Here is a 23,800-nt window from a genome sequence, read left to right as displayed (position 1 = left end):
TTCATTTCTTGTTCTTTTCAGGTCGATAACATGTAATTATCAGCGGTTTTCGCTGTTATTTTCTTATTTAACTATCTCATTATCACCTTCAAGAATATCATCCAATGGAGTGCGGATGCTGCTCTTGAAAGTGTCGGCTATATGCACGTACATTTCCGTCGTTTTCAGTTGGTTGTGCCCCAACAGCTCTTTTACGATTTTCAAGTCCGTGCCTTGCTCGATCAGATGCGTGGCGAACGAGTGTCGCAACAGGTGGGGGTACACCCGCTTGGTGATTCCGGCTTCCTTCGCCGCCTCTTTCAGCTTCTTCGACACGATGCTCTCCGTGAACGGCTCGCCCTTGTACCGCTCGAACAGCCATTCCTGCGGCTTGTACAGCTTGGCGTACTCGGTCAGCTTCCTGACAAGGGGCTTCGACAGCAGCGTGTAGCGGTCTTTCCTCCCTTTGCCCTGCCGTACCCGTATCAGCGAACGGCTCACGTTGATGTCGTGGGGCTTCAAGTCCAGCAGCTCGCTGATTCTCAACCCGGCGGAGTAGAGCAACGAGAACATGCAGAACAGCCGGATGTCCGGACCGGTTGCGTCAAGGATGGATTTTATCTCCTCCTTGCTCAGCACGTCGGGCAGCGTCCGTTCCCGTTTGGCTCGCTTTACCTCGTAACATTTCCGTTCCTGTCCCAGCACCTTCTCGAAATAAAACTTGATCGAGTTGATGCGCAAGTTCTGTTGGCACGACGAGATCCTCCGTGTGTCAATCAGGTGTACGATGTAGGCGTTGATTTCTTCCGGTCGGATGTAGCGAAGGTTTCTTCCCGCAAAGTATTGCTGGAACTCCCTGAAATAGACAGTGTACGCACGGACGGTATGCTCGCTGTACCGCAGTTGCCGCAGCGTCTCGGCATAGCCGGGCGGGATGGCGGGGCTGGTTTTCCCGCTCTTCTTGGGCAAGGTGTTTTTCAGGGCGGAGTAATTGATATACGCCGTTTCCACATGGCGGTCGAAAAAGCCGGACAGGTCGAAGCCTTCTTCCGGCAGGTAGGCTCTGTCCCCCTCGAACCGCACGCCCTTCTCTTTCGACAGCGACAGCCGGATGGCATCGTCCTCGTCGAACTCCACTTCCACGTATTTCTGCCCGTCACGGATGGCAGGTGAAAGCGTTATTCTCGGTTTGCTCTGATAAACTTTCATACGCATCGCATGGGTGGCAATGACAGACCGTGTCCCTCATTACCCATATTTTACAAATATAGAGAAAACAACGAATTATCGCCGTTTTCCGGAGGAGAAAAATGCGTGTGGGGCATGATTTTTTTGTATTTTTCACAGGAAAGGGCTGCGACAAACCTGCGAACCGGACGACAAGTGCGGACAGCCCGCCCCGGACTTGCACGTTCCCCGTGTTTCTCCCTCTATATTTACGCCCGGTTTCACTTGAGAACCAATAGTATTCACCATTTAAAAACATTAGATTATGGACGAACGACCGGACAGCAGCCAGCAGTTGATGGACATCCTGCTCGTCATGGACGAGAAAGGCACGCTCCAAGCCGTCAGCGGAGTAAAGGACGGCGAGTTACAGACCAAGAACCCGCTGGAGGACAACAACGACCTCCTGCGGGTGGATCGCCACGGCGATATGTTTTCGAATTTCTTTTCCAACCTCTGGAACCAGTTGAAAGACCCGACCCGCTTCCACTTCTTCCGTGTGCCGGAAGAGGAGGTGCAGCGGGTAGCCGCCGATTTCCGGCAACGGGAGAGCCAGTCCGTCAAGACGGGCGAGCCGCTCGTTGCGCAGTACGAGGTGCAGCCGCCCGTGCAGGCGCAGCAGCAGACCCAAGCCGGGCAGCAGCAACAGCCGGAGGGTGCGCCGCAGCAGTCCGCCGGGCAGACCGAACAGAACCCGCAGTACAAGTACCGCCCGGAGGACATCGACTGGAACAGCCTCGCCGCCCTCGGCGTGCAGCGGGAGCAGATCGAGGGCAACGGGATGCTCGACCAGATGCTCCGGGGCTTCCAGACCGACAAGACCGTCCGGGTGCATTTCCACTTCGACGGCATCTCGCACAGCAACGACAGCCAGCTCTCGCTCAAGCCCGGCACGGACGGCAGGCTGACCGTGTGCAGCCACGGCATCCTCGACCCGGAGAAGATGCAGAAGCAGTTCTTCGGCTACGACATCACCGACTCCGACAAGCAGGTGCTCCGGCAGACGGGCAACATGGGGCATCCGGCGACTGTCACCAACCGGGCGGGCGAGCAGGTCGAAGCCCTTGTCAGCCGCAACCTCAAGACCAACGAGCTGGTCGCCTTCCCGCTCTCCAAGGTCAATATCCCGGCGGAGAAGAACGGGCATACCTTCACCCCGGACGAGATAGCCCGGCTCAAACAGGGCGAGGCGGTGGTCTGCCAGTTCCTTTCCAGAGCCAAGGAGGGGGAGCAGCCCAAGCTCTACCCGGCACCCGTGCAGTTCAGCGCAGCCAAGATGCAGCTCGAATTTCTCTTCGGCGACCGGGGCAGGCTGGCGATGGATGCGTACAAGGCGAACCTGAAACAGACCGCCAATCAGGAGGTGCCGAAGACCTTCCGCAAGCAGGAGCTTACCGAGAAGTCCCGCCTCGAACTCGAAGCCGGGGGAACGGTCAAGGTCTCCGGCTTGGTGGACAAGAAAGGAAAAGCCTACCAAGGCTACATCACATGGAAGCCCGGCGAGAAGCCCGCCTTCATGTTCCCCAAGGACTACAAGGCGGCGCTCGAAGAGGGGTGTGTCAAGCCCGCCGTGGAGAACGAGGTGCAGGTGGCGGTCAATTCCGAGGGCAAGACCGTCGAGGCTACCCGCAACCTGAAAGAAGCCCTGCAATCCGCACAGCAGCGCCCCACCGGGGAGCAGAAACAGCAGCAGGAGCGCAGGCAGGAGCAGAAAGAGGACCGGAAACAGGCACAGAAGCAGGAGCAGCCCGACAAGCCCAAGCGCAGCCGGGGTGTCCGCCGATGATTTCCCCCGCCATTCTGTAAATGAATTACCCGGTTATCCCGTCCGAGCGGCGGGATAACTTTTGTCAAACCGTTAAAAATTAAAGAAATATGATTACAGCAGTCATCGCTGAAAAGCCTTCCGTAGCGAAGGATATAGCAAACGTGTTGAATGTCCGGGAGCGGCACGATGGCTACCTCTCAGGTAACGGCTACCTCGTTACCTGGGCGTTCGGCCATCTCGTCCAGCTCGCCATGCCCGAAGCATACGGCTACACGGGCTTCCGGCGTGAGAACCTGCCCATTCTGCCGCAGGAGTTCAAGTACATCCCCCGCCAGATACGGGAGGGCAAGGAGTACAAGCCCGATCCCGGTGTGCTCAAACAGTTGAAGGTCATCAAGGAGGTTTTCGACCGTTCCGACCGTATCGTCGTGGCGACCGATGCCGGGCGTGAGGGCGAAGCCATTCATCGGTACATCTACAATTACCTTGGCTGCCGCAAGCCCTGCCTGCGCCTCTGGATCTCCTCGCTGACCGACCGTGCCATCCGGGAGGGGCTGGATAACCTCAAGCCCGGCAGCGACTACGACAACCTCTACCGTGCCGCCGAAGCCCGTGCCATCGCCGACTGGGAGATTGGATTGAATGCGACTCAAGCGCTTTCCATCGCCGCCGGGCAGGGCATCTACTCCCTCGGACGGGTGCAGACGCCCACCTTGATGATGATCTGCTCCCGTTATCTGGAGAACAGGGATTTCACCCCGCAGACCTATTTCCGGCTGAAGGTTACGGCGGAAAAGGACGGCACGCCCTTCGCCGCCATCTCTGAATTGCGTTACGAAACCCTTCCGGCGGCAAACGCCGCCCTCGCCGCTGTTACCGCAACGGGGACGGTGCAGGTTGCCGACGTGCAGCGCAGGGAAGTGAGCCAAGAGCCTCCCTTGCTCTACGATCTGACCGCCTTGCAGAAAGAGGCGAACGGCAGGTACGGCTTCTCGGCGGACAAGACCCTCTCCGTCGCCCAGTCGCTTTACGAGAAGAAGGTGTTGAGCTATCCCCGTACCGGCTCCCGCTACCTCTCGGACGATGTGTTCGACGAGATACCCGACCGCATCGCACTGCTGAAGCGGTACCCGGCTTTCGCCGCCCATGCCGCCGCCCTGAAAGGAGCTTCGCTCAACCGCCGCAGCGTGGATGCGGGGAAAGTTACCGACCACCATGCGCTCATCATCACCGAGTGTCTGCCCGGCGAGCTGTCCGCCGACGAGCGCACGGTGTACGACATGGTAGCCGCCCGCCTGCTCGAAGCCTTCTCCGCCCGTTGCCTCAAGGATGTTACCACCGTCTCCTTCACGGCGGGAAACAGCGTGTTCACCGCCAAGGGAACGGTCGTCAGGTCTGCCGGATGGCGTGCCGTGCGGAACGAGCGGGACGAGGACGACGAGGGTACAGCCGCTTTGCCGCCCTTGCAGCCCGGCGAGGCTTTCCCCCTGCAATCGGCGGAGTGCGTGGAGAAACAGACCAAGCCCCGTCCCCTGCACACCGAGAGCAGCCTCCTTTCGGCGATGGAGCATTGCGGCAGGGAGTTGCGAGACGACGAGCTGCGGGACAGCCTGAAAGGGAACGGCATCGGCACGCCCGCCACCCGTGCCTCCATCATCGAGACCCTCTTTGCCCGGGACTACGTGCGCCGGGAGAAGAAGAGCCTCGTACCGACCGGCAAGGGGCTTGCCGTGTATCAGATAGTGAAGGACAAGCGCATCGCCGATGTCGAGATGACCGGGCAGTGGGAGACCGCCCTCGCCAAGATCGAGAGCGGGGAGATGAATCCCGACACCTTCCGCAAGGGCATCGAGGTCTATGCCGCCCAGATTACCGAAGAACTCCTGCAAGTGCAGGTATCGGTGGCGGACGGCGGACATATCCCGTGTCCCAAGTGCCGTTCCGGTCGCATCCTCCTTTACCCGAAGGTCGCCAAGTGCAGCAACGTCGATTGTGGGCTTACCGTCTTCCGCAACAAGGGGGAGAAGCAGCTCACCGACAGCCAGATTGCCGACCTCGTGACCAAAGGCAAAACATCCCTTATCAAAGGCTTCAGGAGCAGGGACGGCAAGCCCTTCGATGCGTACCTCACCTTCGACAAGGACTTCCGCACCGTGTACGGGTTCCCGCCCCGCACGGACAAGCCCAAAGGAAAGGAGCGCAGGCGATGAACGGCATCGGTTGGATCACCGTGGCGGAAGCCGCCCGGCTCTGCGGCACGGACGAGCTGCGCATCACCCTCTGGATGAACGGCAACCACATCGCCTACGCCCGTTTCGACGGCATCCTGATGATCGACGGCGCATCCCTTGCCGCCCTGTTCAGCCGCAACCGGGTCGCCACCATCTACGAAGACGTGGCGCAACAGCGGGGCAAGCCCGGCAGACCGGGCAGGCTCCGCCGCCTGCTCGATACCCCGCTCGACACCTTCGGCTTGTCGCAGCGCATCGTCCGGGCGTGCCGGGAGTTGGGCGTCTTCACCGTGGAGCACCTGCTCGTCCACCTCCGCCGCTTCCGCTTCTCCCGCCTGTACTGTGTCCGCAACTTCGGCAGCGGATCGGCAGCCGAGACCCTCCGGCGGCTCCGGCAGGACGGCTTGACAGACGGCGGCAGCCCACGGGATTTCAAGGTCTTGTACCCGTAAAGGCTTTTAAGCACAATTGTTAAAAAACAACCATGTAGTTCTCTTGTAAATTAATAATATAGTTAATAATATACTGATCTACATTGTAATATAAATAAAATGTATAACTTTGCAGACCAATTTGAATGTAATGGCGACTAAAAAATACTCTCTGGCTATTGAGAAAATAGATGAAGTAGCAAAAGAATTTATTGCTGCCCGCCCTGCTTATACGCTTCACATAAAGGAATGTAACCAAGGAAAGCAAAAGCAGATAGAGATTATCAATATAAAAAATCAGGAAAAAAGCACATTAAATTGTTTTATTACTGGTGGACAAGTTTCTCATAATATACAAGGCAAAAATGGAACTTTGAATGGAATTTGCAAGGATTGTTGGGAGTATATTGTGGAACAGACTGCGATACCGGATATGGATCAAAAATGCTTCAAATTGAAAGGTGTAAGGAGCGATGATTTTGATACATTGATTTCAGCGGTAAAAGAATATAATAATGTTGTTGTTTCCGAAGTAAACACGGATAAGAGTCCGAACATCCGGAACCAATATCATCTGAAAGGGAAATACGATGCTAAGGTTTCTGTTATCTTTTATAATAACGGAACATTAATGGTACAAGGATGTATCACATCATTTTATGTGGAATTTATAACCGAAGTGTTGCAAGCTATATCTTCCATTCCTTCCGAAGCTATAGAAGAAGTGTTTGCTATCCAAGCACGTGCTGGCTATGCATTAGACAACGACCTTAGCAAGTATATTGGAAACAGAGAGCATATTGATGGAAGTGTGATAGAAAACTTTATCAATACTTCAATCAATTTGGCTAACTCTGCGGTTAAGGTGGATGATTATGGATGTTATACTTTTGGCATTTTGAAAGCGTTAGATGCGGTATTGCGCACTCGTCTTTTGGAAGATGCGCCTGATTTTGACGAATACGGGACATATTTTCAGAAAAATAATAGTGGGGCGTATTGCTTTAAAAGTGGTATCGGAACGTATGACAACAATCTACATTTGAAGCAGGCTTTGGAACAAGGATATTCATTCTTCAATCAACATAGGCACTCGACATTCCATGTGGACAGTTTTAATGTGGAAACAAGTAGAACCCTTGAATACGATGAAGCCGTAAACATTATTAAGGACTGCCTTGTTATTATTAATAATATATGTAATAATTGGTAAAATGGAAAATAAAGAATTTCAAATAATCCCCTTGCAAGGACGGAGCTTGTTAGTGGTTATTTTATCGTCAGAAATGACGAACTACTACTGGAAAGAGCTTCAGACTGAATTGGCAAATCTCAACATTGCCGATGCAGAGGTCTATTTTGATTTTCTGTACCGCAATGGATTAAAAAATAGATTCTTTAAGTCTAAACTTAAAGGGATGATGTTAATTTCCAATTCATTAAGAAAATGTGAGGCACCCAAAGAATATATCAAGGTTGCCGATACTTTTTTTGCTTCACATTCTAAATGGATTGACAGTAGTGTATTGTCTTCTTTCCAAAAAATCTTTTATAAAAAGAGAATTATTGACACTCAGTCATTGCCAACGGCATTGTAATGTTTGTCAGTTACATATTATACAACAAAGGTGCATCATTGATGCACCTTTGTTATTTTGTACCTCAAATTTAGGCAACGGTATTACCTAAATTTAATATTCTTTTGTCTTTCAAAGAATTTACCTTATCTTTGCACCAATAGAACCCGCCAAGCCTCTTGATAATGCTCAAATCGGCGGGTCGTTTTTTTATAACCCGTCATCCTTTCCTGAATGACCCAAGCCACTTTTCAGTGGCTTTTTGCATTTCATGGGCATACCCTTCCGTACACCGTCCGGATTTTCCCGTCCTCCAATACCTTGCTCGACCGCACGACCCACGTCCTGTCGTCATTCAGCCCGCACTCCAGTGCCTTCTCACCGCCGCCGACCAGTACCGGCACGGTTATCACCACGATTTCGTCCGCCAGCCCGTTATCCAAGAGCAAAGCCCCGGTTTCCGCTCCGTAAGCCGTTACCGTACCTTCGCCGTCCGCTTTTATTCCCCGCAGTTCCGCTGCCGCATCCCCTGTAACAAACCGCACCCGTTCCTTCTCCGTCAAATCAATACAGCCGTCCGTCACGACCAAAGTTTCTTTTGCCGTGAGCGGCCAGCCCAGATGGTTCAGGTAAATGCGCAGGTAGGTTTCCTCGTCGATCAGCACGCAGCCGGAGGCGTCCACCGCCGCATCGAAATACTTGTCCGATCTGACCGGACAACCGTCAATGGATTGGTACACGTGCAAGGTAATCTGTTTCATATCAATGTGTTTTTAAGGATTATGTCCGCCTCGCACCCAAAAGAACAGCGTGAACTCACGCTATTCCGAAGTAAAGGTACTGGTATTACCCGATAAGCAGAATAGGCAAGCCCACGCCGTATAAGCATACAGCATGAACATTGCGCCATTCGTCTTGCTTATCAAAAATTACCAGTTTTTTACTTCAAGACGTTCAGCGAACGTACAATATGTATATCAATCCCCGCCTGCTTCCAAGCCGGGCATGAATCTTCTATGTCACGACAGCGACCGTGCCCGAGAGCACCGCCTTCTGTCTTCGTGCGAACAAAGATAATGAAACTTCCCGAATAACAAAACAATAGCCCCGCCTAATCTCACGATCCGGCAGGGCTTCATCCACTAAAAGCACCGTCAGAAAAATGTCATTCTCACGGGAACAGCCCCCTTTTCCTGCGCCTTTCCTCTTTCCGGGCTTCCTTCTCCTTGCGTTTCGCAGCCCGTTCCTCCACGTCGGCGAAACGGGTGCGGATGAACTCGTGCACGTCCTTCGTGCGGTAGAACACCTTGCCGCTGATGGTGAAGTACGGCAGCACCCCGATGGCACGGTAGCGTTGCAGCGTGCGGATGCCCACCTTCAGCAGCAGGCACAGGTCTTGGTTGTCCAGCACCTCCTCGCCGTCGAGCGTGTTGTTCTTCTTCAGCACCCTTTCCAGCAATTTCTCCGTCCGGTCGAAGCGTTCCATGATGCGCTCCATCCAGCCCTCAAACTCTTCCCTGTCCGTGTACATAGCAGTCGCCCTCCTTTTCGATGATTTCCTTTTCCCGCATATAGCGGATGTAGCCTTTCGCCGTCCGTTCCTTCACTTCCAGCATCTCCTGTATCAGCTCGCACAGTTCGATGTAGCCGTACTTCTCCTGCCGGGCGAACGCCTCCCGTGCCATCTCCGCCAGCTCCTTTTCCTTGCGCTTCTCTTTCTCCGCCCTCGGCTTCTCGCCCACATAGACGGGCATCCCGGCTTGCTTGTCCCATCTGAACTGCATCAGCGGAATATCCAGCGGGCTGCCGTCCCTGACCTTCAACGCCTTCACCACCGACACCTCCGGGTTCTCGTCCTTCTCGATGGAGAGGATGGCGGCGGACTTGCGTTGCAGCTCGCTGCCGAGGTGTCCCCGCAGCTTCAGTCCGTTCGGCACGAAATGCACCACGGCGGCGATGCACGTGCGGTAGATTCCCGCCAGCCGGTAGATCTCGTCAATCAGCGCCACGCTCTCCGCCTCGTCGTTGGCGCAGCGGATCAGGTCCGCCACCCCGTCGATGACGACCAGATGGATGCCCCCGTGCAGGTAGTGGTACCGGTCCATGCTCTGCACGATGGCGGTCAGCCGCTCGCTTCTCGACATCCCCGTCAGGCAGTACACGTGCAGGTACTCCGGCATCCGCTCACGCCCGGCACGGCGCAGCAGCCGCCCCGTGTTCTTGTGGAGCTGTTGCTCGCTCTGTTCCGTGTCGTAGAGCAGCACCGCACGCCCCTTGCGGTTCGGCTCCACCCGCACCCCCAAGAGATCGGCGTCCGTCTCCCGTTCCATGATCGCCCCGGCGACCAGTGCGGCGGTGTAGTTGCTCTTGCCCGTCCCTTCGCCGCCCGTGATGCAGAGGATGTTCTCTTCCGAGCCTAACGGCACGTCCCCGGCGGTAACGATGGCGACCGCCTGTTCGGGCGGGTGGTCATAGTCGATCTCGCACGATTTCAGCATCGCCAGCGTGTCCCCGTACAGCGTGTCGAGCAGTTTCAGGAACAGCCCCATCAGCTCCTCCCTCGTGTGCCCGGCTTTGAAGTAGTCCGTCACGTCCTTCTCCGCCTTCGTCCCCGGCAGCGGCAGCACCAGCCGTTTCACCCCGTACTCCGCCAGTTGCGCACGGTGCTTCTCCGAGCATTCCAGCCCCGTCTTGTCCGTGTCGTACAGCAGCACGATGTGCTTGAAGCGATAGACCAGCTTGCGCACGGTCTTCGCCGGGATGACCGAGGTCTCCGAGTTGAAGCAGATGGCGTGGAAGCCGTGCGCCGCCAGCGTCAGCACGTCCTTCTCGCCGCCCGTGAGGAAGAGCAGGTCGCCCTTCGAGGGCAGTTGCTCCAGCCCGAAGCAGTAGTTGTCGCCCGTGTGCCCGCCATAGACGAAGCGCACCTCCGACATCGGGCGATAGACCTTCACGCCCCATTTCCCCCTGTACCCGAACATCGGTTCCGCCGGGGTGGAGCTGAAGCCGAACGCCTTGCCCTCCCTCGTCTTGCCCCGGTACTCGGCGAGCGATACCGTCCCGTAGCGGCGCAGCACCTCCACGGTGATGCCCGATGCGCCCCAGTAGGCAAGCTCCCCCTCGGTGAAGGGCTTCTCCGCCGCCCGGTAGGGCTTCGGCTCGGGACGGTCGGCGGACACTGCCGCCTCTTCCGTGTCCGTTCCGGCTTCCCCGGCACCGCCGCCCCTTGCGCCCGGCACGGGCCGCAATCTCCGGCAGCCCCCGGTTCCCACCGTCCCGTCGGTCGGGCTGTCCCCGTCCAGTCCGAGGCACAGCTCCCGGTCGATGGTGTGCAGCACCTCCACGAAGTCGGCGGCGTTCCGGCAGTCCAGCCCTTTCAGCTTCGCCACGAGGAAGAAACAGTCGCCCGAATAGTCCCCGTTGCCGAAGTCCTTCATCCGGTACGTACCGCTCCGGCGGTCGTAATACACGTTGCACGAAGCCTTGCTGTCGGCGTACAGCGGGTTCAGGAAGTTCCTGCCCACCCGCCACTTCACGGGCAGGTAGTGGCGGAACACGTCCAGCCCGTTACTGGTTCTTGCCAGCACTTCTTCCTTTCTTACCATAGCTGCCGTTTTTTCGGTTATGCAGGGGATGTTCCGCTATCATCCGGTCGATCTTGGCGGCGGGCGTCTCCACCATCCACCGCTCACGCAGGCTCTCGACAGCCTGCCGGGGATAGCGTATCTGCCGCCCGATCATCGAATAGGGAATGATATGCTTCTGCCGGTAGCGTTGCAGGGTGCGGTGGCTGATGTCCAGCGCCTCGCACACCTCCTTGTGCGTCATCCACTTCGGGTCGGCTTTCCGTCCCTTGGTCGCAGGGCTTTCCGCTTCCTCTTTCCGTTTGCGCTCCGTTTCCTCCCGGTTCCGGGATTCCTCCACGTAGGCGGTTATCTTCTCGATCTTCTCCACGAGCAGGCGGTAGGCGTTGCTCTCGATGGTCATTATTTCCATTGTCGTACTCATTTTTAGGTTTCTGCCGCAAATGTCGCCCGATTCGCCGGTTTTTCCTGCCACTATATCAGCACCTTGGCAAAGATTTTTTTTCGGGGCGCATTTTCGCCCTTGCCGCCGTTCCGGGCGGTAAAAAGGACCGAGACGGGGTAAAAAAGAGCGTCCGGAAGGCTCTTTCCAGCCCTTCGGACGCTCCCTTCCCGTGTCCTGCCGCCCCGTTGCCAACTTGCTACCGGCTATCCATGTCCCGCATCTTTTTCAGCAGCCTCTCCTTCATCTCGTCCAAGAACGCCGTCGGGTTCTGTTGCCCCCGCAGCCTGCCGAAAGCGTGGTACACGTTGCCCAGATCCACGTGGAAATGCTTCTCGAACAGCGCAGCCAGCTCGCCGATCTCGGCGTTGCCCTCGTCCACGCTTCCCGTCACGTGTATGCCATAGACGAGCAGTATGGCGGCAACCTTCGTGTTCGTCCAGCGGTGTTCCTTCTCCGGCACGGCTTCCGTTTCCGTCCCCTGCGCCGCACGCTCCATCCGGCGGCTCAGGTGTACCAGCAGCATCTCCACCGAGATCAGCCGTGCCGCCAGTATGTCGTAGCCCGTGGAGAACTCCGCCTCCTCGTCCAGCACGAAGCTGCCGCTCTCGGGGCTTAGCTCGCCCTTCGCCCGCAGGAAATAGTAGCTGTCCCGGTACGTCGCCCCGCTGTGGTAATACTGGTAAAAGGGCAGGTAGCGTTCCATCATCCGCTCGGCACGCTCCATCGCCTTGCGGTAGTACGGTTCGGCGACACGCAGGCAGGCGGGGCAGCCGCTCTCTATCTGGTACACCCGGTAATAGTACAGCAGCCTGCCCGTCAGGGCGGGCTTGTAATACTTGAAGTAGAGGATCTCCTTTGCGTCCCCGGCGAACGGATGGGCGAGGGCGTACTCCTTCAGTTCCCGGTTCTTGCCTTTCAGGTACGAGACCATCTCACGGCAGACGCCTATCACCTCCTTGCCGTCCATGCCGGGGGCTGTGGTCGCCATGCGCTGATCCACCTCCTTCAGCAGCCCGTTAAAATATTCTTCCATATAAATCTTGTTTCATGTTGTTTATAAGGGCGCAAAGTTAGCGGACGGCAGGGAAACGGGCGTTCTGAATCTTCACCGCCGGATTCGGATTGTCCGCCAATCGGCTCCGGACGGTCGTTTTTTCACGGCAGGGCTGGAAAAGGGAGGCTAAACTGTACGGGCGCACCGGGCGATTTCACGGATTTCGGCAGGAGTAGCCTTCAGGTGCTTCTTGCAGAAGTCCCACAGGTAGCTCGGAGTGGCGAAGCCGCACACGTCGGCAATCTCTTGAAGGGGCATGTCCGTGTCCGCCAGCAGGGAGGTCACGTGCGCCTTCCGCTGTTCCGTCAGCCAGCGGTGCGGAGTGGTGTTCAGCTCCTCCTTGAAACGCCGTCCCAGCGTATTGACCGACATGGCGCATTCCCGTGCCAGTTCCTCCACGTTCTTCACCTTGGGCAGAGCCAGTGCGATTTCTTCCCGGAACGAGCAGCCCCGCAGGTGCGGCAGGTACTTTTCCACCTCCTGCAAGTCCGCCTTGCCGAACATCGGCGGTATGCCCTTGCGGTACTCGGACGCCCGTTCACGGCGGAAGCGGAACAGCAGTCCCGCCAGACGGTTGCAGAGCACGTTCAGGTGCGGGTATTCGTCGTAGGCGTTGATGCTTGCCTGCATCCGGCAGAGGAACAGGAATCCTCCGCAGTCCCTTTCCCGGAAATACGCCTCCGCCGTTTCCAGCAGGAAGTCTGACGAGCTTCCGTGGCGGTGATAGGCGACCAGTATCAGCAGTCCGGCTTCCTCCTTCACCCGGTACGAAAGTACGGGGCGGTGTTCCCGCAGCAGCTCCACCAGCCGCACCATCCGTCCGTTCTCCCGTGCGAGCCGTTCCGCCGCAATCCATGTCACCGGACGCTCCGCATCCGTTTGCGGCAATACCCTGCGTACCTTTTCCATCCATTCCCGCCATCCCTCCCGGACGGCTTCATTCATTAGAATTAGTGTAAGATTCTGTTTCATTTTGTTTCAATACGATATTAAATAATACAAATCTTACACGAAATTACAAATTGTTTGCAATAGATGTCCTGCCGACACCCCGTATCGGTCACGATATTTCCTTGAATTACAGATTCGGATTTTGCTCCATAGGTCCGGATATTCAATCGTGAAAAACAGAAAGGCTGTACCGGTTCCACCCGCAGAACGGCATGACAGTAAGCAGGGGGAGCCGGAAGAAAGTCATTCGCCGGTTGGTGAGTGCGTCTTTTCAACGGGATATTTACCGTCCCGTATCTCCTGCAACCTTTCGATCAGTGGTTGCTCCTTGGAATGGTTCTTTTGTTCGGCTATAATGAAGAACGATGCAAAACTGCCGATAACATACAGCCAGAACAGGCATTGACCGAGCAATTTCCGGTATTCGCCCACTGTCTCGTACTTCGCCTGCATCGCTTTCAGCTTCGCAGGACGGTAATACAACTTTCTGGCAATCCAGATAAAAGGAGCGAGCGTCGCTGCGGCGAACAGATAGGCAACCGGGTTGAACCTGCTCCATTCCACCTTGTCCGTCAGGGAAGAGAACCAGCCCGTCAGCATATCCCATCCCCATGCCTCGAACAAAAGATGGAGAGCCATCAGGTTAAGAAGCCACAGGATTGCCATCGTCCACGTGGCATTGGAGATAACCGCCTTGTCTTTCCTTGCACGTTTGTTCTTGCTCCAGAAGTAATACATCCAGTATGCCGGTTCCTTGAACATAGCTTCCTCCTTTCCTTGTTTTCCGCTTGCTTATCCCGTTACGAAGAACAGCAACAGGGCGCATCCCGTTGCGGCGGCAACGATCAGCCCCAGCCAGAAACGGTAACTCCTTTCACCCAGCGTACCCAGCCAGAAATTCCCTTCCCAACTTCCCGGACGGGAGTACGTCCACCGCCATCCGCAGGCAATCCCCACAAGCCACAGCAGCAGGATTCCCGCCACGATCAGGTAGCCGTACCTCGGATGCGCCTGCAACCACTCCGGCAGACCCTCCATAAACTCGCTTATCTTATCGAACCATTCCATAGCAATAACAGAAAAAGCCAAATTCATACCTTACGGACGAACCGTTATACATCAAAGCAAAAATAGTGAAAAGTCCAATCACTCAAAAAGTTTCACCGCAAAAATCTTTTCCGTTTGGAAGAAATACGTTTTATTTGCACCTATATAGCCGCAACGTATGAAGAAAGCCTCCCCACATAAAAGAACCAGTCGGCCGAAGCTCCCCGGATTCTTCGACCACCTCTTTTATTAGACGTGGCGCAGTTGTCGGCACGGCTTCCCGGATCGTAGTTTTGCGGTCATCAGTGTGGTCCAGTTCGCCTGCCTCCTGTTTCCTGTCGCCATCGCTTTACAGTTCTTGGGCACTCCGGCTGTCCGCTTCCTTTACGAAACAGACGACCGCCTTACGCTTTTCCCGCTGATACTGCCGTTCCCCGTATTGCTCTGGAGGAATATGCGCATCTATACCGAGGAGCGTTACCGCATGATGCACGACTATTACGGGGCGTTCCATGTATCGGTACGGCAACGCTATCGCCTCCGTTTCCTTGTCTGCACGGTGCTTGCAGTCCTTGCCATCCTGCTTGAAATACGGCTGTTCACCCTTTATCATGACCGCTGCACGGCCATATCCTCCGGCAACAGCCATCCCGCAAGCCTCTATGTCCCGTACCGGTATGACAACGGCAACGACCCCGTGCAGGAAGGCGTTTACCGCATCGTCGATGAAAAAGGGCGTATCGGATATGCGGACGAGCATGGCAATACCCTCGTAGAACCACGCTTCGCTTTTGGCTTTCCTTTCGAGAACGGGAAGGCGAAAGTAACCGACACGGGAGAACTGGAAGAAGCTCCCGGTTCGGATGGGGAATACCACTATTGGGAAAGCGATGATTGGTATTACATCGACCGCAAAGGGCAAAGGATTGAATAAAAGCCCCAAGACTGCCCTAAGCCCGACATTCCAGCCACCCCACCTGCCAAGCCCTTGCAGGGCAAACACGAAGCCGCCAAGCCCTATCGGAACATCCCGTTCATCCCACCTTTCCCCCGAAACAAACACCAAAACTCAAAACCAACTCATTTACAGAAACTTAAAAGAATATCGGTGCAAGCCGCAAAACAGCCCTGTGTGGCTGGTGCAAGGTGCAGCTATATATATAAATATAGCTGCACCTTGCACCACAGAAATACACACTGAAAATCAACATTTTACACTTCGAGTAAAACCACGGGTGCAACCTCGTTTTTTGCACCGCCTCCTGATTTTATGCTTTTCCTGTAATCCGGTAATCCCGAAAAATAAAAAATCCCCGAAACATTTCCCTTTTTCGGTCAAAATTCCTATATTTGCATCAGTTCCAAGAGCAGAGCGAAGCAATGCAGCGAAACCCGCACAGCTACCAAATCGCTACCGGCTACCGAACTTTCTACTCTTTAAGTCTTATCTACCAACCGATTACAAAAAAACGATTGTTTTTTACAAAAAAAAGAATAAAAAGGTTGCATTGAAGTTGCAAATTTCATAACTTTGGAATATAACAAACACAAAATATGGATCGCCGTTTACGATATGTTATCATTCTTGCTGTTTGCATCATCTTAGGTAACCAGTTTATCCACTTGTATCGTTTATACCAAGAAGAAAAAACTCAATATTTACATTGGTATAACAATATAATTACCGGAGCTGTCTACCAGTTCAACATGAAATCCTCAAATAATAATGATATTGTCAGTTACAATGAATCAATCAAAAAATTAATATATCGAATCAATCAAAAAACAATAAGTTTTCAATTAAACGAAAAAGACGATATCCGGCAAATCTCCGAAGTAAGTGACTATGACATCCGAAACTCAGAATCATGGACTTTAAAAAATTTCTACACCCTTTTGCAGACAAAGTTAGATTCCGTGCAACTAAAAACTCTCGCATTGCAATTTGTCATCGGAGACAGTACCGGACAAATAAAAGATTCCTACCCTGGACACCACGGGAAACTCCCTTCTTCCCCGGAATATCACGAACCCCTCGGCTTTATTTCCGGTGATACCCTGTATGCCACGTACAACTACCCTGCCATCTTGTTTATTCAAGTGGCTATTTGGCCTATTATTTTAACTATAATCATTTCCGCCCTGTTCATCATTTGTATTGTCAACTTCTACCGAACGATTCGCAACGAGAAAAAGAGCGGGGAATACCGGAAATCATTCATTGACAACCTGGTACACGACCTAAAGCGACCGGTTGGTAACCAGATTAAAGCCTGTTATCTCCTCCCGACCTTGCCACCCGACGAGCAAGAATCATTCCTCGAAGACAACCGGAAACAACTCAACGAGATGTTACAATCGATCAATCGGATGTTGCTCCAATCCACGGATGCCCACGGGCTACAGCTAAACGTCAAGGAATTTAACCTCAAGGAAACATTGGAAGCATTGAAACAAAAAGATCGTTGGAATACCCAAAACAAACAATTTGATATCGACGTCGATTTCCGGTCCGACAACCCGATCATCACGGGGGACTATCATTTCCTGTTCGCCGTTTTCCAGAATCTCGTGGACAACGCATTGAAATACTCCGGTGATCAGGTAAAAATACAGATCACGTGCACAGACCAGGATGCCCAACACGTGCTAATCCAAATCGAGGACAACGGGTTCGGAATCCCTCTCAAGAACCTGAAACACGTGTTCGAACGCTACAACCGGGGAGACCACCAGGGTAACAAGAAAATCAAGGGGCACGGGCTGGGATTACATTATGCCCGCATCGTGATTCGCGCACACGGGGGAAAAATTGATATCCAAAGCGAGGAAGGCAAGGGCACCACGCTATTCGTCACCTTACCCCGCAAAGCCAAGATCAAAAACAAATACAAACAATAACACGACCATGGACGAAACGAAGGTAAAAATACTTTATGCCGAGGATGATGAAATCGGGGCTAAATTCACAAAAATGATTCTTGAAAAAGAGAACTTCGAAGTCATGATCGCACCGGACGGGGCAGAAGCATGGAAGATATACAAGGAGTGGAAACCGGATATCATCCTTACGGACCTGGATATGGGGGAAAATGGTGGGTTGAAGCTGACACGGAAGATCCGGGAACACGACCAGCAAATCCATATCATCGTGTACACCTCCCACGGCGAACCCGCTAATGAAGTGGCCGTACTGGATGCCGGAGCCGACACATTTATCTGTAAAGAACGGCCCGAAGTCCTGATCTTATACATAAATCGTGTGCGGGATAAAATAAAAAAATGCATGAATATCCCTCACTTGTATACACTCTCGCCACACACGACATACAACAGCGTAACCCGAGAACTCTCGATCGACGGGCAAACCACACGACTAAAAGGCATCGAAGGACGTCTTCTGCAATTATTGTGTGCAAAGAATCATGAAGTGGCCAATAGAACTTATCTAGTTCAAGGAATATGGAACAAATCAAACGAGGGTAAAGACTCAGAACTGAAAAAATATATCAGCTTGCTACGTGCTAACCTGAAAGCCGACCCCACGCTACAAATCGAATGCAGGAATGGCAACTACATACTCATGGTACTTTCCCAATAAAACAAACAACTCCCCCCGAATTTAATTCTTACACGAAGGCGTGTCAAGAGTCATTTTTGTAAATAACTTTTGACACATGCTATTCTATTCATCGTGATTTCAATATGAAATACAATATAAGTACTTGTTGACTACTGTATCAATACCGTATATAAAATTTTAATTAGTATATAATACATATATATGAACCCTATTCTAAATAGGGTTTATATAGGGTTCGTATAAGGTTCATATAGGGTTCATGACAGTATTCATAAGGTAGTCATCACCTAGTAAAAATGCATTCCTATTTGAACTCACACACAACAATCCATTATATATCAACGTATTGAACAAACACACCCCGTTATCGCCGGTATTAACTTTCAAACCTGCTAACTTATAACTTGTAACCTGTAACTTGTAACCTGCTAACCTGCAACTTTCGCCTCTGGCGAAAATCAGTGAATCCCTGTACGCCCGAGTTTCTCGTTGAGTTTGCCCCGGATCTTGTTGATTGTGTTCTTACGTTTCAAGAGTTCCAAAATTTGTTCGGAATTTTTGTTGTTCTGCATTTCCAATATGCGATTGTCGATATCTCGTGAAAGCATTTCCACTCTTCGCATCTTGTAGTTATCCAAAATCTTGGGAAGAAGCTCACCCAGCTTCATTTGCTCGGTTTCGACAAAACTTTCCATTTTATACCAAATTTTGCTTAACTCGTAAGGCTCGCTTAGGATATTGGCCGCCATGGAACTGATCTTGATATCGGGGTGAGAGATAAAATAGCGAGCCGGGATAAATGACGGTGATTCGTATTGCCGTTGATATTCTAGTTGTATGGAACGGAAAACGGGATTCAATAACTCCAGATCGTCCTCCGACAATTCACGAATGATAAACTCCCCGACACTCACGCTTCGCATGTAACCGTTACGTTCCTCCTCATATAGCTCGCTATCGCCGAATAGAAGCAGGTAGCGAATCAACACGCTCTCCTCGATATCACAAGGTGTTGCCCCTCTCGTTACGTTAGTTACCTGCATTTCGGGCATGGAAACCGGGGTTTTCGAGGGTTGCTCGTCATTCTTCAGCCGGACTTTAGCAATCTCGGTGTACAGCACCCGTTCCTCCACGTCCATCTGGTGGGCGGTTTCACGCACGTAAACGGAACGCACGATGTTGTCGGGGATTTTGGCTATACTTCGCACGATATCCGTGATCAGGCGAGCACGCTCGACCGGATCGTCTCCCGCTGAACCTAACAATAACTTAGTTTTGAAATTAATAAAATCGGTCTCGTTGTTCGCAATAAAATCGGACAACTCCTGCGGGGTATGACTCCGGGCAAAAGAGTCGGGGTCTTCACCGTCCGGTAACAGGAGTACCCGTACGTTCAAACCTTCCTCCAGCACGAGATCAATTCCCCGCAAAGATGCCTTGATTCCCGCGGCATCCCCGTCATAAATAATCGTCACGTTGGGAGTCAGACGCCGGATCAGGCGGATTTGTTCGATCGTCAAAGAGGTCCCAGAGGAAGCCACCACGTTCTCGATTCCCTTGGCGTGGAAGGAGATCACGTCGGTGTAACCCTCCACCAGTATACAACGATCCTGTTGCACGATGGATTTCTTGGCAAAGAATATCCCGTACAGGGTTTTACTCTTGTGATAAATCTCGGACTCCGGAGAATTCAGGTATTTTGAAATCTTCTTGTCGGAGGTCATCGTCCGACCACCGAAGGCGATGACTTTACCCGCCAAATCGAGGACAGGAAACATCACGCGCGCCCGGAAACGGTCAAAAAGTCCTTTCTCGTTCTCGATAGTCAATCCCGTTTTCACGAGGAATTCTTTCTTGTAACCTTTTTCCTGAGCCGCTTTCGTGAAGGCGCCCCAGCCCTCCGGGTTGTAGCCCAGACCGAATTTACGGATCATCTCGTCGCTGATTCCCCGCTGGCGCAGGTAGCCCAGGCCGACGGAACGTCCCTCGTCGGTATTCCACAATTGATACTGGAAATACTCGTTGGCATGGGCCGACACAATCAACATGCTCTCCCGCTCGGTCTTTTCCTTGATTTGTTCCTCGGTCAATTCTTTCTCTTCAACCGGGATATGATATTTCTCGGCCAAGTATTTCAAGGCTTCCACGTATGACATCTGCTCGTGTTCCATGATGAAATTCACGGCGTTTCCCCCCTTCCCGCAACCGAAGCATTTGTATATGCCTTTCGCCGGGGAAACAGTAAAAGAACCCGTTTTCTCGTTATGGAACGGACACAATCCGAGATAGTTCACCCCCCGTTTTTTCAAACTCACGAAATCGGAAACCACCTCGTATATGTCGGCCGCATCAAAAATTTTTTGTATAGTAGCCTGATCAATCATGATGCAAAGATACGATTTATGTAATTGAAAATGGGAAAAGAGTCCATAAAGTTTATAAAGTCCATAAGGTATATAAGGGATGTATTCCCCCGTGAAATACCTGATATACGGCAGTTTACACACCGAATCACGATATTGAAAACCACCTCATAGATGTCTGCATGGTAGCCAGACCAAGCATAGTAGAAATGATAAGATTTGTATTTGCGAACCAAGAACCCGTAACCTGCAAACCTACAATTTGTAACTCGCCTTGGGCGATTTTTTGATTTTAACAATAAATTAACAAACAGGCATCACGAATGGATCAATATTTGTATACTTTTGCACGTGGAAACGAATCACCCACGAAACGTTTCCGAGTGATAACAGATAAAATTTTTAAATCGCCTATGGAAGAAAATACGAATCAATTCAAAGAGGAGCTATTAGCCAGTATTTCGGAGCTATTCCTAAAATACGGGCTGAGAAGTACCTCCATGGACGACATTGCAACACACTTGAAGATATCCAAGAAAACGCTTTACCAGCAATTCACGAATAAAGATGATGTTGTAGAACAGGTTATGCTCTACCGAAGAAGGGTCAGGATCAAGAACGCGAACACGGAAGGGCTTGACAAGCTGAACCCGATCGAGGTGATAAGCCGGATTAAAGATTTCATGGAAAGTGATTTGGGTAGCCGTATCCCGGCAAACTATTACGACATGAAGAAGTATCACCCCGCCGTGTACCAGAAGGTCGTGGAACAGGACGCGACCCTCACGAAAGAGTTCCTGGTTACCTTACTAGACAGCGGGATCAAGAAAAAATATTTCAAGGATGATGTCGATAAAGAATTGCAACTGTATCTCTTGGGTAAACAACTCCAGTTCTTGAGGGAACCGGAGGTCATAAGCCAGATCATTTACCCGTTATCTGTTATCATCACCACGATTTTTGTCAATTTTATCTATGCCGTTTCCACGGAAAAAGGAATAAAAGAGTTTGAACGATTAAAGAAAGAAGCGAAAATGATAAAATAATGTATAAATACAACATGAGACATATTTTTGGTATGAGTTTTGCAAAAGAGAAAAAAACACGTGAGAATTTCCCGGAAAAAATAAATAATTAAATCTAACAGTCTATGAAAAAAGGAATGACACTCTTCCTCCTAATGCTTTTCGTGCCATGGATGCTCCGCGCCCAGGATGCACCGCAAACGATATCGCTGCAGCAAGCGATAGAGTTCGCCATAAAGCACAACAAAGAACTGCAATCTTCGCAGATGAATATTGATTTGTACCGCCAAAAAGTACGGGAATCCGTATCGCAGGGGTTACCCCAGATTAACGGTACGGTCGATTACAACACGAACTTCGGATACAAGATGGATTTCGGAGGAAACGCGATTAAAATGAAAGATCAATCTAATTTGAAATTAAACTTGCAACAACTATTATTCAGCGGTCAATGGATTTTAGGTTTGCAAACAAGCAAGATCGCGGTACACTTGACGGAACAAGAGGTGGGGATTACCGAATTGGATATCACAGAGAATATTTACAACTCGTATTATACCGTGCTTGTTACCGAGAGGATGCTGGAGATTTTACGCCAGAACCTAGAGAACATGAACAAGATTTACGAGCACACGAACAATATGTACAAGGCCGGAACGGTCGAGATTACCGACGTGGATCAGATTCGTATCAACGTGGGCCAACTGAAAAACAGCATGTTGTCGATGGAGAGAACGGTTGCCGTTAATTACAACTTGTTGCGTCTCCAATTGGGTCTGGAAGCGGGCACGCCGATCACACTCTCGGATGGTCTGGATTTCTTCCTGAAAAACGATAAATCGGTCCGCCTGAGTCTGGAAAAATTTGATATTAACAATAATGCCGAATTCCAACTGGTGACAACACAAACCGAGTTGAACAAGAAGATGCTGGGATTGGAGAAATGGAGTTACGCGCCCACCATTTCCGGATCTTACTCTTTCAATTACAAGATTCTGAAACCGGAACTGGACATGAGCCCGAAACACACGGCCGGTATCACGATGAGTATCCCGATTTTCTCCGGCCTGCAACGTGACTCGAAAGTGAAACAAGCAAAGATCACGCTGGAACAAACGTACTTGCAAAAGAGCCTGTTGGAGGACCAGCTTAACGTGCAAGACGAACAGTTAAAATTTAACCTGAAGAACGCGATGGAAAATTATGACTTGCAAAAGGAAAATATTGACGTCGCCACACGGGTTCTTGCAAACTACCAACGGAAATACGAGCTGGGAGCGGTTTCAAGTCTTGACCTGACGCAAGCCAATAACAACTATCTGCAAGCCGAAACGAATTACACGGACGCAATACTCACGTTGTTGCAAGCACAAGTAAGCTTGGAAAGATTATACAACCAGCTCTCACGCTAATTATTTGAATAATAAAAACAAAAAAGAAATACAATGGTAAAGAATCTTATTTTATCGACAATAGCATTGGCTATCCTTGCCAGTTGTTCCGGCAAAAAAGATAAAACGTCGAACGGAGATGCGGTGGAAGTGATCCCCGTGAAAGTACAAAAGCTAGAAAAAACAGATATAGCTAAAACACTGGACTACACGGCAAATTTGGAAGCAGACGAACAAGTATTTTACGCTCCGGCCTCTACCGGAAGAATCGAGAAGATTCACGTGGAAGTAGGCGACCGGATCAAGAAAGGTCAATTACTGGTGGAAATGGACAAAACGCAATTGCACCAGGCAGAAGTCCAGTTGAAAAACCTTGAAACGGAGTATAATCGTGCCGTTCAGTTGAACGAGACGGGAAGTATCTCGAAACAGGCTTACGATGCAGCCGTAACGCAATACGAGGTTGCCAAATCAAACGTTGATTTCCTGAAAGAGAACACCAAGATGGAAGCCCCGTTCGACGGTATCGTTACCGGGAAATATTTCGAGAACGGAGAACTTTACACGGGTGCCGCATTCGGTGGAGCTACCAAACCTTCGGTTATCGCTATCGAGAAGATCAACCCCTTGAAGGCTAAAATCAACTTGTCAGAACAATATTACCTGACCGTGAAAAAAGGAACCAAAGTGGAGTTGAAGAGCAACATCTTCCCGGATCGCACGTTCGAAGGTACCGTGAATATCGTTTACCCGACGATTGATCCCGCTTCCAGAACGTTCACGGTTGAAGTGCTGATCCCGAACAAGGACGAGGCCCTGAGACCGGGTATGTACGGTATTATCAACTTCTTCATCGGTAACACGGAGACTATTGTTGTTCCCGCTATTGCCGTGTTGAAATTGCAAGGTTCAAACGATCGTTACGTGTTTCTGAACAAGGACGGCAAGGCGAAACGTGTCGCTGTAACCCTGGGTAGACGTTTCGAGGATCAGGTTGAATTGATCAGTGACGAGCTTCACGAGGGAGACGAGCTGGTTGTCGTGGGACAAGGTCGATTGGTTGACGGAACACCGCTTTCTATCACGAAATAAATGATTTAGATTATGATTCATGACTTATAATCTAAAATTTAAAATTTAACAT

General features: G+C 51.5%; 21 protein-coding genes. 11 read left to right on the top strand and 10 right to left on the bottom strand.

Going from position 1 to position 23,800, the window contains the following annotated elements:
• Positions 1 to 63: 63 nt before the first annotated feature.
• The gene (locus DWW52_RS19900) at positions 64 to 1,194 is read right to left on the bottom strand and encodes a tyrosine-type recombinase/integrase (protein ID WP_172884490.1); all 1,131 of its coding nucleotides are present in this window, start codon (positions 1,192 to 1,194) and stop codon (positions 64 to 66) included.
• Positions 1,195 to 1,471: 277 nt separating this feature from the next.
• On the opposite strand from DWW52_RS19900, the gene DWW52_RS19895 reads away from it, so the two are divergent.
• The 5 genes from DWW52_RS19895 to DWW52_RS19875 all read left to right on the top strand — a co-directional run bounded on the left by DWW52_RS19895 (position 1,472) and on the right by DWW52_RS19875 (position 7,234).
• The gene (locus DWW52_RS19895) at positions 1,472 to 2,992 is read left to right on the top strand and encodes a DUF4099 domain-containing protein (RefSeq protein WP_118717632.1); all 1,521 of its coding nucleotides are present in this window, start codon (positions 1,472 to 1,474) and stop codon (positions 2,990 to 2,992) included.
• A gap of 89 nt (positions 2,993 to 3,081) precedes the next feature.
• Positions 3,082 to 5,184, top strand: a complete 2,103-nt coding sequence (locus DWW52_RS19890; protein WP_118717630.1) for a type IA DNA topoisomerase — start codon at positions 3,082 to 3,084, stop codon at positions 5,182 to 5,184.
• On the top strand, positions 5,181 to 5,657 hold the full coding sequence (locus DWW52_RS19885; RefSeq protein WP_008627641.1) for a hypothetical protein: 477 nt from the start codon (positions 5,181 to 5,183) through the stop codon (positions 5,655 to 5,657). The genes DWW52_RS19890 and DWW52_RS19885 overlap by 4 nt, the downstream gene beginning before the upstream one ends.
• A 109-nt stretch (positions 5,658 to 5,766) precedes the next feature.
• The gene (locus DWW52_RS19880; RefSeq protein ID WP_009040055.1) at positions 5,767 to 6,849 is read left to right on the top strand and encodes a type II toxin-antitoxin system RnlA family toxin; all 1,083 of its coding nucleotides are present in this window, start codon (positions 5,767 to 5,769) and stop codon (positions 6,847 to 6,849) included.
• Between the two features lies 1 nt (position 6,850).
• Positions 6,851 to 7,234 (top strand): type II toxin-antitoxin system RnlB family antitoxin, encoded by a 384-nt coding sequence (locus tag DWW52_RS19875; RefSeq protein ID WP_005647599.1) that lies wholly within the window; start codon positions 6,851 to 6,853, stop codon positions 7,232 to 7,234.
• A gap of 248 nt (positions 7,235 to 7,482) precedes the next feature.
• Here DWW52_RS19875 and DWW52_RS19870 read toward each other — a convergent pair whose 3' ends face one another.
• The 8 genes from DWW52_RS19870 to DWW52_RS19830 all read right to left on the bottom strand — a co-directional run bounded on the left by DWW52_RS19870 (position 7,483) and on the right by DWW52_RS19830 (position 14,342).
• Positions 7,483 to 7,974 carry a dihydrofolate reductase family protein gene (locus tag DWW52_RS19870; RefSeq protein WP_008627633.1) on the bottom strand — a complete coding sequence of 164 codons (492 nt, stop codon included), beginning with the start codon at positions 7,972 to 7,974 and terminating at the stop codon, positions 7,483 to 7,485.
• Positions 7,975 to 8,384: 410 nt separating this feature from the next.
• The gene (locus tag DWW52_RS19865) at positions 8,385 to 8,744 is read right to left on the bottom strand and encodes a helix-turn-helix domain-containing protein (RefSeq protein WP_004327328.1); all 360 of its coding nucleotides are present in this window, start codon (positions 8,742 to 8,744) and stop codon (positions 8,385 to 8,387) included.
• Entirely contained in the window at positions 8,719 to 10,818 is a 2,100-nt protein-coding gene (locus DWW52_RS19860; RefSeq protein WP_032854687.1) for a bifunctional DNA primase/helicase, read from the bottom strand. The genes DWW52_RS19865 and DWW52_RS19860 overlap by 26 nt, the downstream gene beginning before the upstream one ends.
• The gene (locus DWW52_RS19855; protein ID WP_004327326.1) at positions 10,781 to 11,209 is read right to left on the bottom strand and encodes a helix-turn-helix domain-containing protein; all 429 of its coding nucleotides are present in this window, start codon (positions 11,207 to 11,209) and stop codon (positions 10,781 to 10,783) included. The genes DWW52_RS19860 and DWW52_RS19855 overlap by 38 nt, the downstream gene beginning before the upstream one ends.
• 229 nt (positions 11,210 to 11,438) lie before the next feature.
• Complete coding sequence (locus tag DWW52_RS19850; protein ID WP_004327325.1) at positions 11,439 to 12,275, bottom strand: RteC domain-containing protein; 837 nt, start codon at positions 12,273 to 12,275, stop codon at positions 11,439 to 11,441.
• Between the two features lie 147 nt (positions 12,276 to 12,422).
• Complete coding sequence (locus DWW52_RS19845; RefSeq protein ID WP_029427377.1) at positions 12,423 to 13,268, bottom strand: AraC family transcriptional regulator; 846 nt, start codon at positions 13,266 to 13,268, stop codon at positions 12,423 to 12,425.
• 222 nt (positions 13,269 to 13,490) lie between these two features.
• The gene (locus tag DWW52_RS19835) at positions 13,491 to 14,009 is read right to left on the bottom strand and encodes a hypothetical protein (RefSeq protein ID WP_008627612.1); all 519 of its coding nucleotides are present in this window, start codon (positions 14,007 to 14,009) and stop codon (positions 13,491 to 13,493) included.
• Positions 14,010 to 14,039: 30 nt separating this feature from the next.
• A complete protein-coding gene (locus tag DWW52_RS19830) occupies positions 14,040 to 14,342 on the bottom strand; it encodes an immunity 17 family protein (RefSeq protein WP_118717628.1) in 303 nt (100 codons plus the stop codon).
• 259 nt (positions 14,343 to 14,601) lie between these two features.
• On the opposite strand from DWW52_RS19830, the gene DWW52_RS19825 reads away from it, so the two are divergent.
• The 3 genes from DWW52_RS19825 (at position 14,602) to DWW52_RS19810 (ending at position 17,895) form a co-directional block, all read left to right on the top strand.
• Entirely contained in the window at positions 14,602 to 15,228 is a 627-nt protein-coding gene (locus DWW52_RS19825; RefSeq protein WP_224262758.1) for a WG repeat-containing protein, read from the top strand.
• 962 nt (positions 15,229 to 16,190) lie between these two features.
• Positions 16,191 to 17,195 (top strand): sensor histidine kinase KdpD, encoded by a 1,005-nt coding sequence (locus DWW52_RS19815; RefSeq protein ID WP_158582680.1) that lies wholly within the window; start codon positions 16,191 to 16,193, stop codon positions 17,193 to 17,195.
• Positions 17,196 to 17,202: 7 nt separating this feature from the next.
• The gene (locus tag DWW52_RS19810; protein WP_118717622.1) at positions 17,203 to 17,895 is read left to right on the top strand and encodes a response regulator transcription factor; all 693 of its coding nucleotides are present in this window, start codon (positions 17,203 to 17,205) and stop codon (positions 17,893 to 17,895) included.
• Between the two features lie 440 nt (positions 17,896 to 18,335).
• On the opposite strand, the gene dnaG is transcribed toward DWW52_RS19810, so the two are convergent.
• A complete protein-coding gene (dnaG, locus tag DWW52_RS19805) occupies positions 18,336 to 20,261 on the bottom strand; it encodes a DNA primase (RefSeq protein ID WP_118717620.1) in 1,926 nt (641 codons plus the stop codon).
• Between the two features lie 392 nt (positions 20,262 to 20,653).
• Here dnaG and DWW52_RS19800 point away from each other — a divergent pair, with 392 nt between their 5' ends.
• From DWW52_RS19800 to DWW52_RS19790, 3 genes are all read left to right on the top strand, one after another.
• A complete protein-coding gene (locus DWW52_RS19800; protein WP_158582679.1) occupies positions 20,654 to 21,286 on the top strand; it encodes a TetR/AcrR family transcriptional regulator in 633 nt (210 codons plus the stop codon).
• A 104-nt stretch (positions 21,287 to 21,390) separates the two neighbouring features.
• Positions 21,391 to 22,677 carry a TolC family protein gene (locus tag DWW52_RS19795; RefSeq protein ID WP_233556997.1) on the top strand — a complete coding sequence of 429 codons (1,287 nt, stop codon included), beginning with the start codon at positions 21,391 to 21,393 and terminating at the stop codon, positions 22,675 to 22,677.
• Positions 22,678 to 22,710: 33 nt separating this feature from the next.
• On the top strand, positions 22,711 to 23,748 hold the full coding sequence (locus tag DWW52_RS19790; protein WP_118717615.1) for an efflux RND transporter periplasmic adaptor subunit: 1,038 nt from the start codon (positions 22,711 to 22,713) through the stop codon (positions 23,746 to 23,748).
• Positions 23,749 to 23,800 lie beyond the last annotated feature (52 nt).

Source organism: Odoribacter sp. AF15-53, from assembly GCF_003479425.1.
Classification (GTDB): domain Bacteria; phylum Bacteroidota; class Bacteroidia; order Bacteroidales; family Marinifilaceae; genus Butyricimonas.
This window is presented reverse-complemented; position numbering and strand designations above follow the sequence as displayed.

Excerpts from the sequence above, each read along its gene's own strand:
- DWW52_RS19900 (WP_172884490.1), bottom strand. The coding sequence starts at position 1,194 with ATGCGTATGAAAGTTTATCAGAGCAAACCGAGAATAACGCTTTCACCT.
- DWW52_RS19895 (WP_118717632.1), top strand. The coding sequence starts at position 1,472 with ATGGACGAACGACCGGACAGCAGCCAGCAGTTGATGGACATCCTGCTC.
- DWW52_RS19890 (WP_118717630.1), top strand. The coding sequence starts at position 3,082 with ATGATTACAGCAGTCATCGCTGAAAAGCCTTCCGTAGCGAAGGATATA.
- DWW52_RS19885 (WP_008627641.1), top strand. The coding sequence starts at position 5,181 with ATGAACGGCATCGGTTGGATCACCGTGGCGGAAGCCGCCCGGCTCTGC.
- DWW52_RS19875 (WP_005647599.1), top strand. The coding sequence starts at position 6,851 with ATGGAAAATAAAGAATTTCAAATAATCCCCTTGCAAGGACGGAGCTTG.
- DWW52_RS19870 (WP_008627633.1), bottom strand. The coding sequence starts at position 7,974 with ATGAAACAGATTACCTTGCACGTGTACCAATCCATTGACGGTTGTCCG.
- DWW52_RS19865 (WP_004327328.1), bottom strand. The coding sequence starts at position 8,744 with ATGTACACGGACAGGGAAGAGTTTGAGGGCTGGATGGAGCGCATCATG.
- DWW52_RS19860 (WP_032854687.1), bottom strand. The coding sequence starts at position 10,818 with ATGGTAAGAAAGGAAGAAGTGCTGGCAAGAACCAGTAACGGGCTGGAC.
- DWW52_RS19855 (WP_004327326.1), bottom strand. The coding sequence starts at position 11,209 with ATGGAAATAATGACCATCGAGAGCAACGCCTACCGCCTGCTCGTGGAG.
- DWW52_RS19850 (WP_004327325.1), bottom strand. The coding sequence starts at position 12,275 with ATGGAAGAATATTTTAACGGGCTGCTGAAGGAGGTGGATCAGCGCATG.
- DWW52_RS19845 (WP_029427377.1), bottom strand. The coding sequence starts at position 13,268 with ATGAAACAGAATCTTACACTAATTCTAATGAATGAAGCCGTCCGGGAG.
- DWW52_RS19835 (WP_008627612.1), bottom strand. The coding sequence starts at position 14,009 with ATGTTCAAGGAACCGGCATACTGGATGTATTACTTCTGGAGCAAGAAC.
- DWW52_RS19830 (WP_118717628.1), bottom strand. The coding sequence starts at position 14,342 with ATGAATTTGGCTTTTTCTGTTATTGCTATGGAATGGTTCGATAAGATA.
- DWW52_RS19810 (WP_118717622.1), top strand. The coding sequence starts at position 17,203 with ATGGACGAAACGAAGGTAAAAATACTTTATGCCGAGGATGATGAAATC.
- dnaG (WP_118717620.1), bottom strand. The coding sequence starts at position 20,261 with ATGATTGATCAGGCTACTATACAAAAAATTTTTGATGCGGCCGACATA.
- DWW52_RS19800 (WP_158582679.1), top strand. The coding sequence starts at position 20,654 with ATGGAAGAAAATACGAATCAATTCAAAGAGGAGCTATTAGCCAGTATT.
- DWW52_RS19795 (WP_233556997.1), top strand. The coding sequence starts at position 21,391 with ATGAAAAAAGGAATGACACTCTTCCTCCTAATGCTTTTCGTGCCATGG.
- DWW52_RS19790 (WP_118717615.1), top strand. The coding sequence starts at position 22,711 with ATGGTAAAGAATCTTATTTTATCGACAATAGCATTGGCTATCCTTGCC.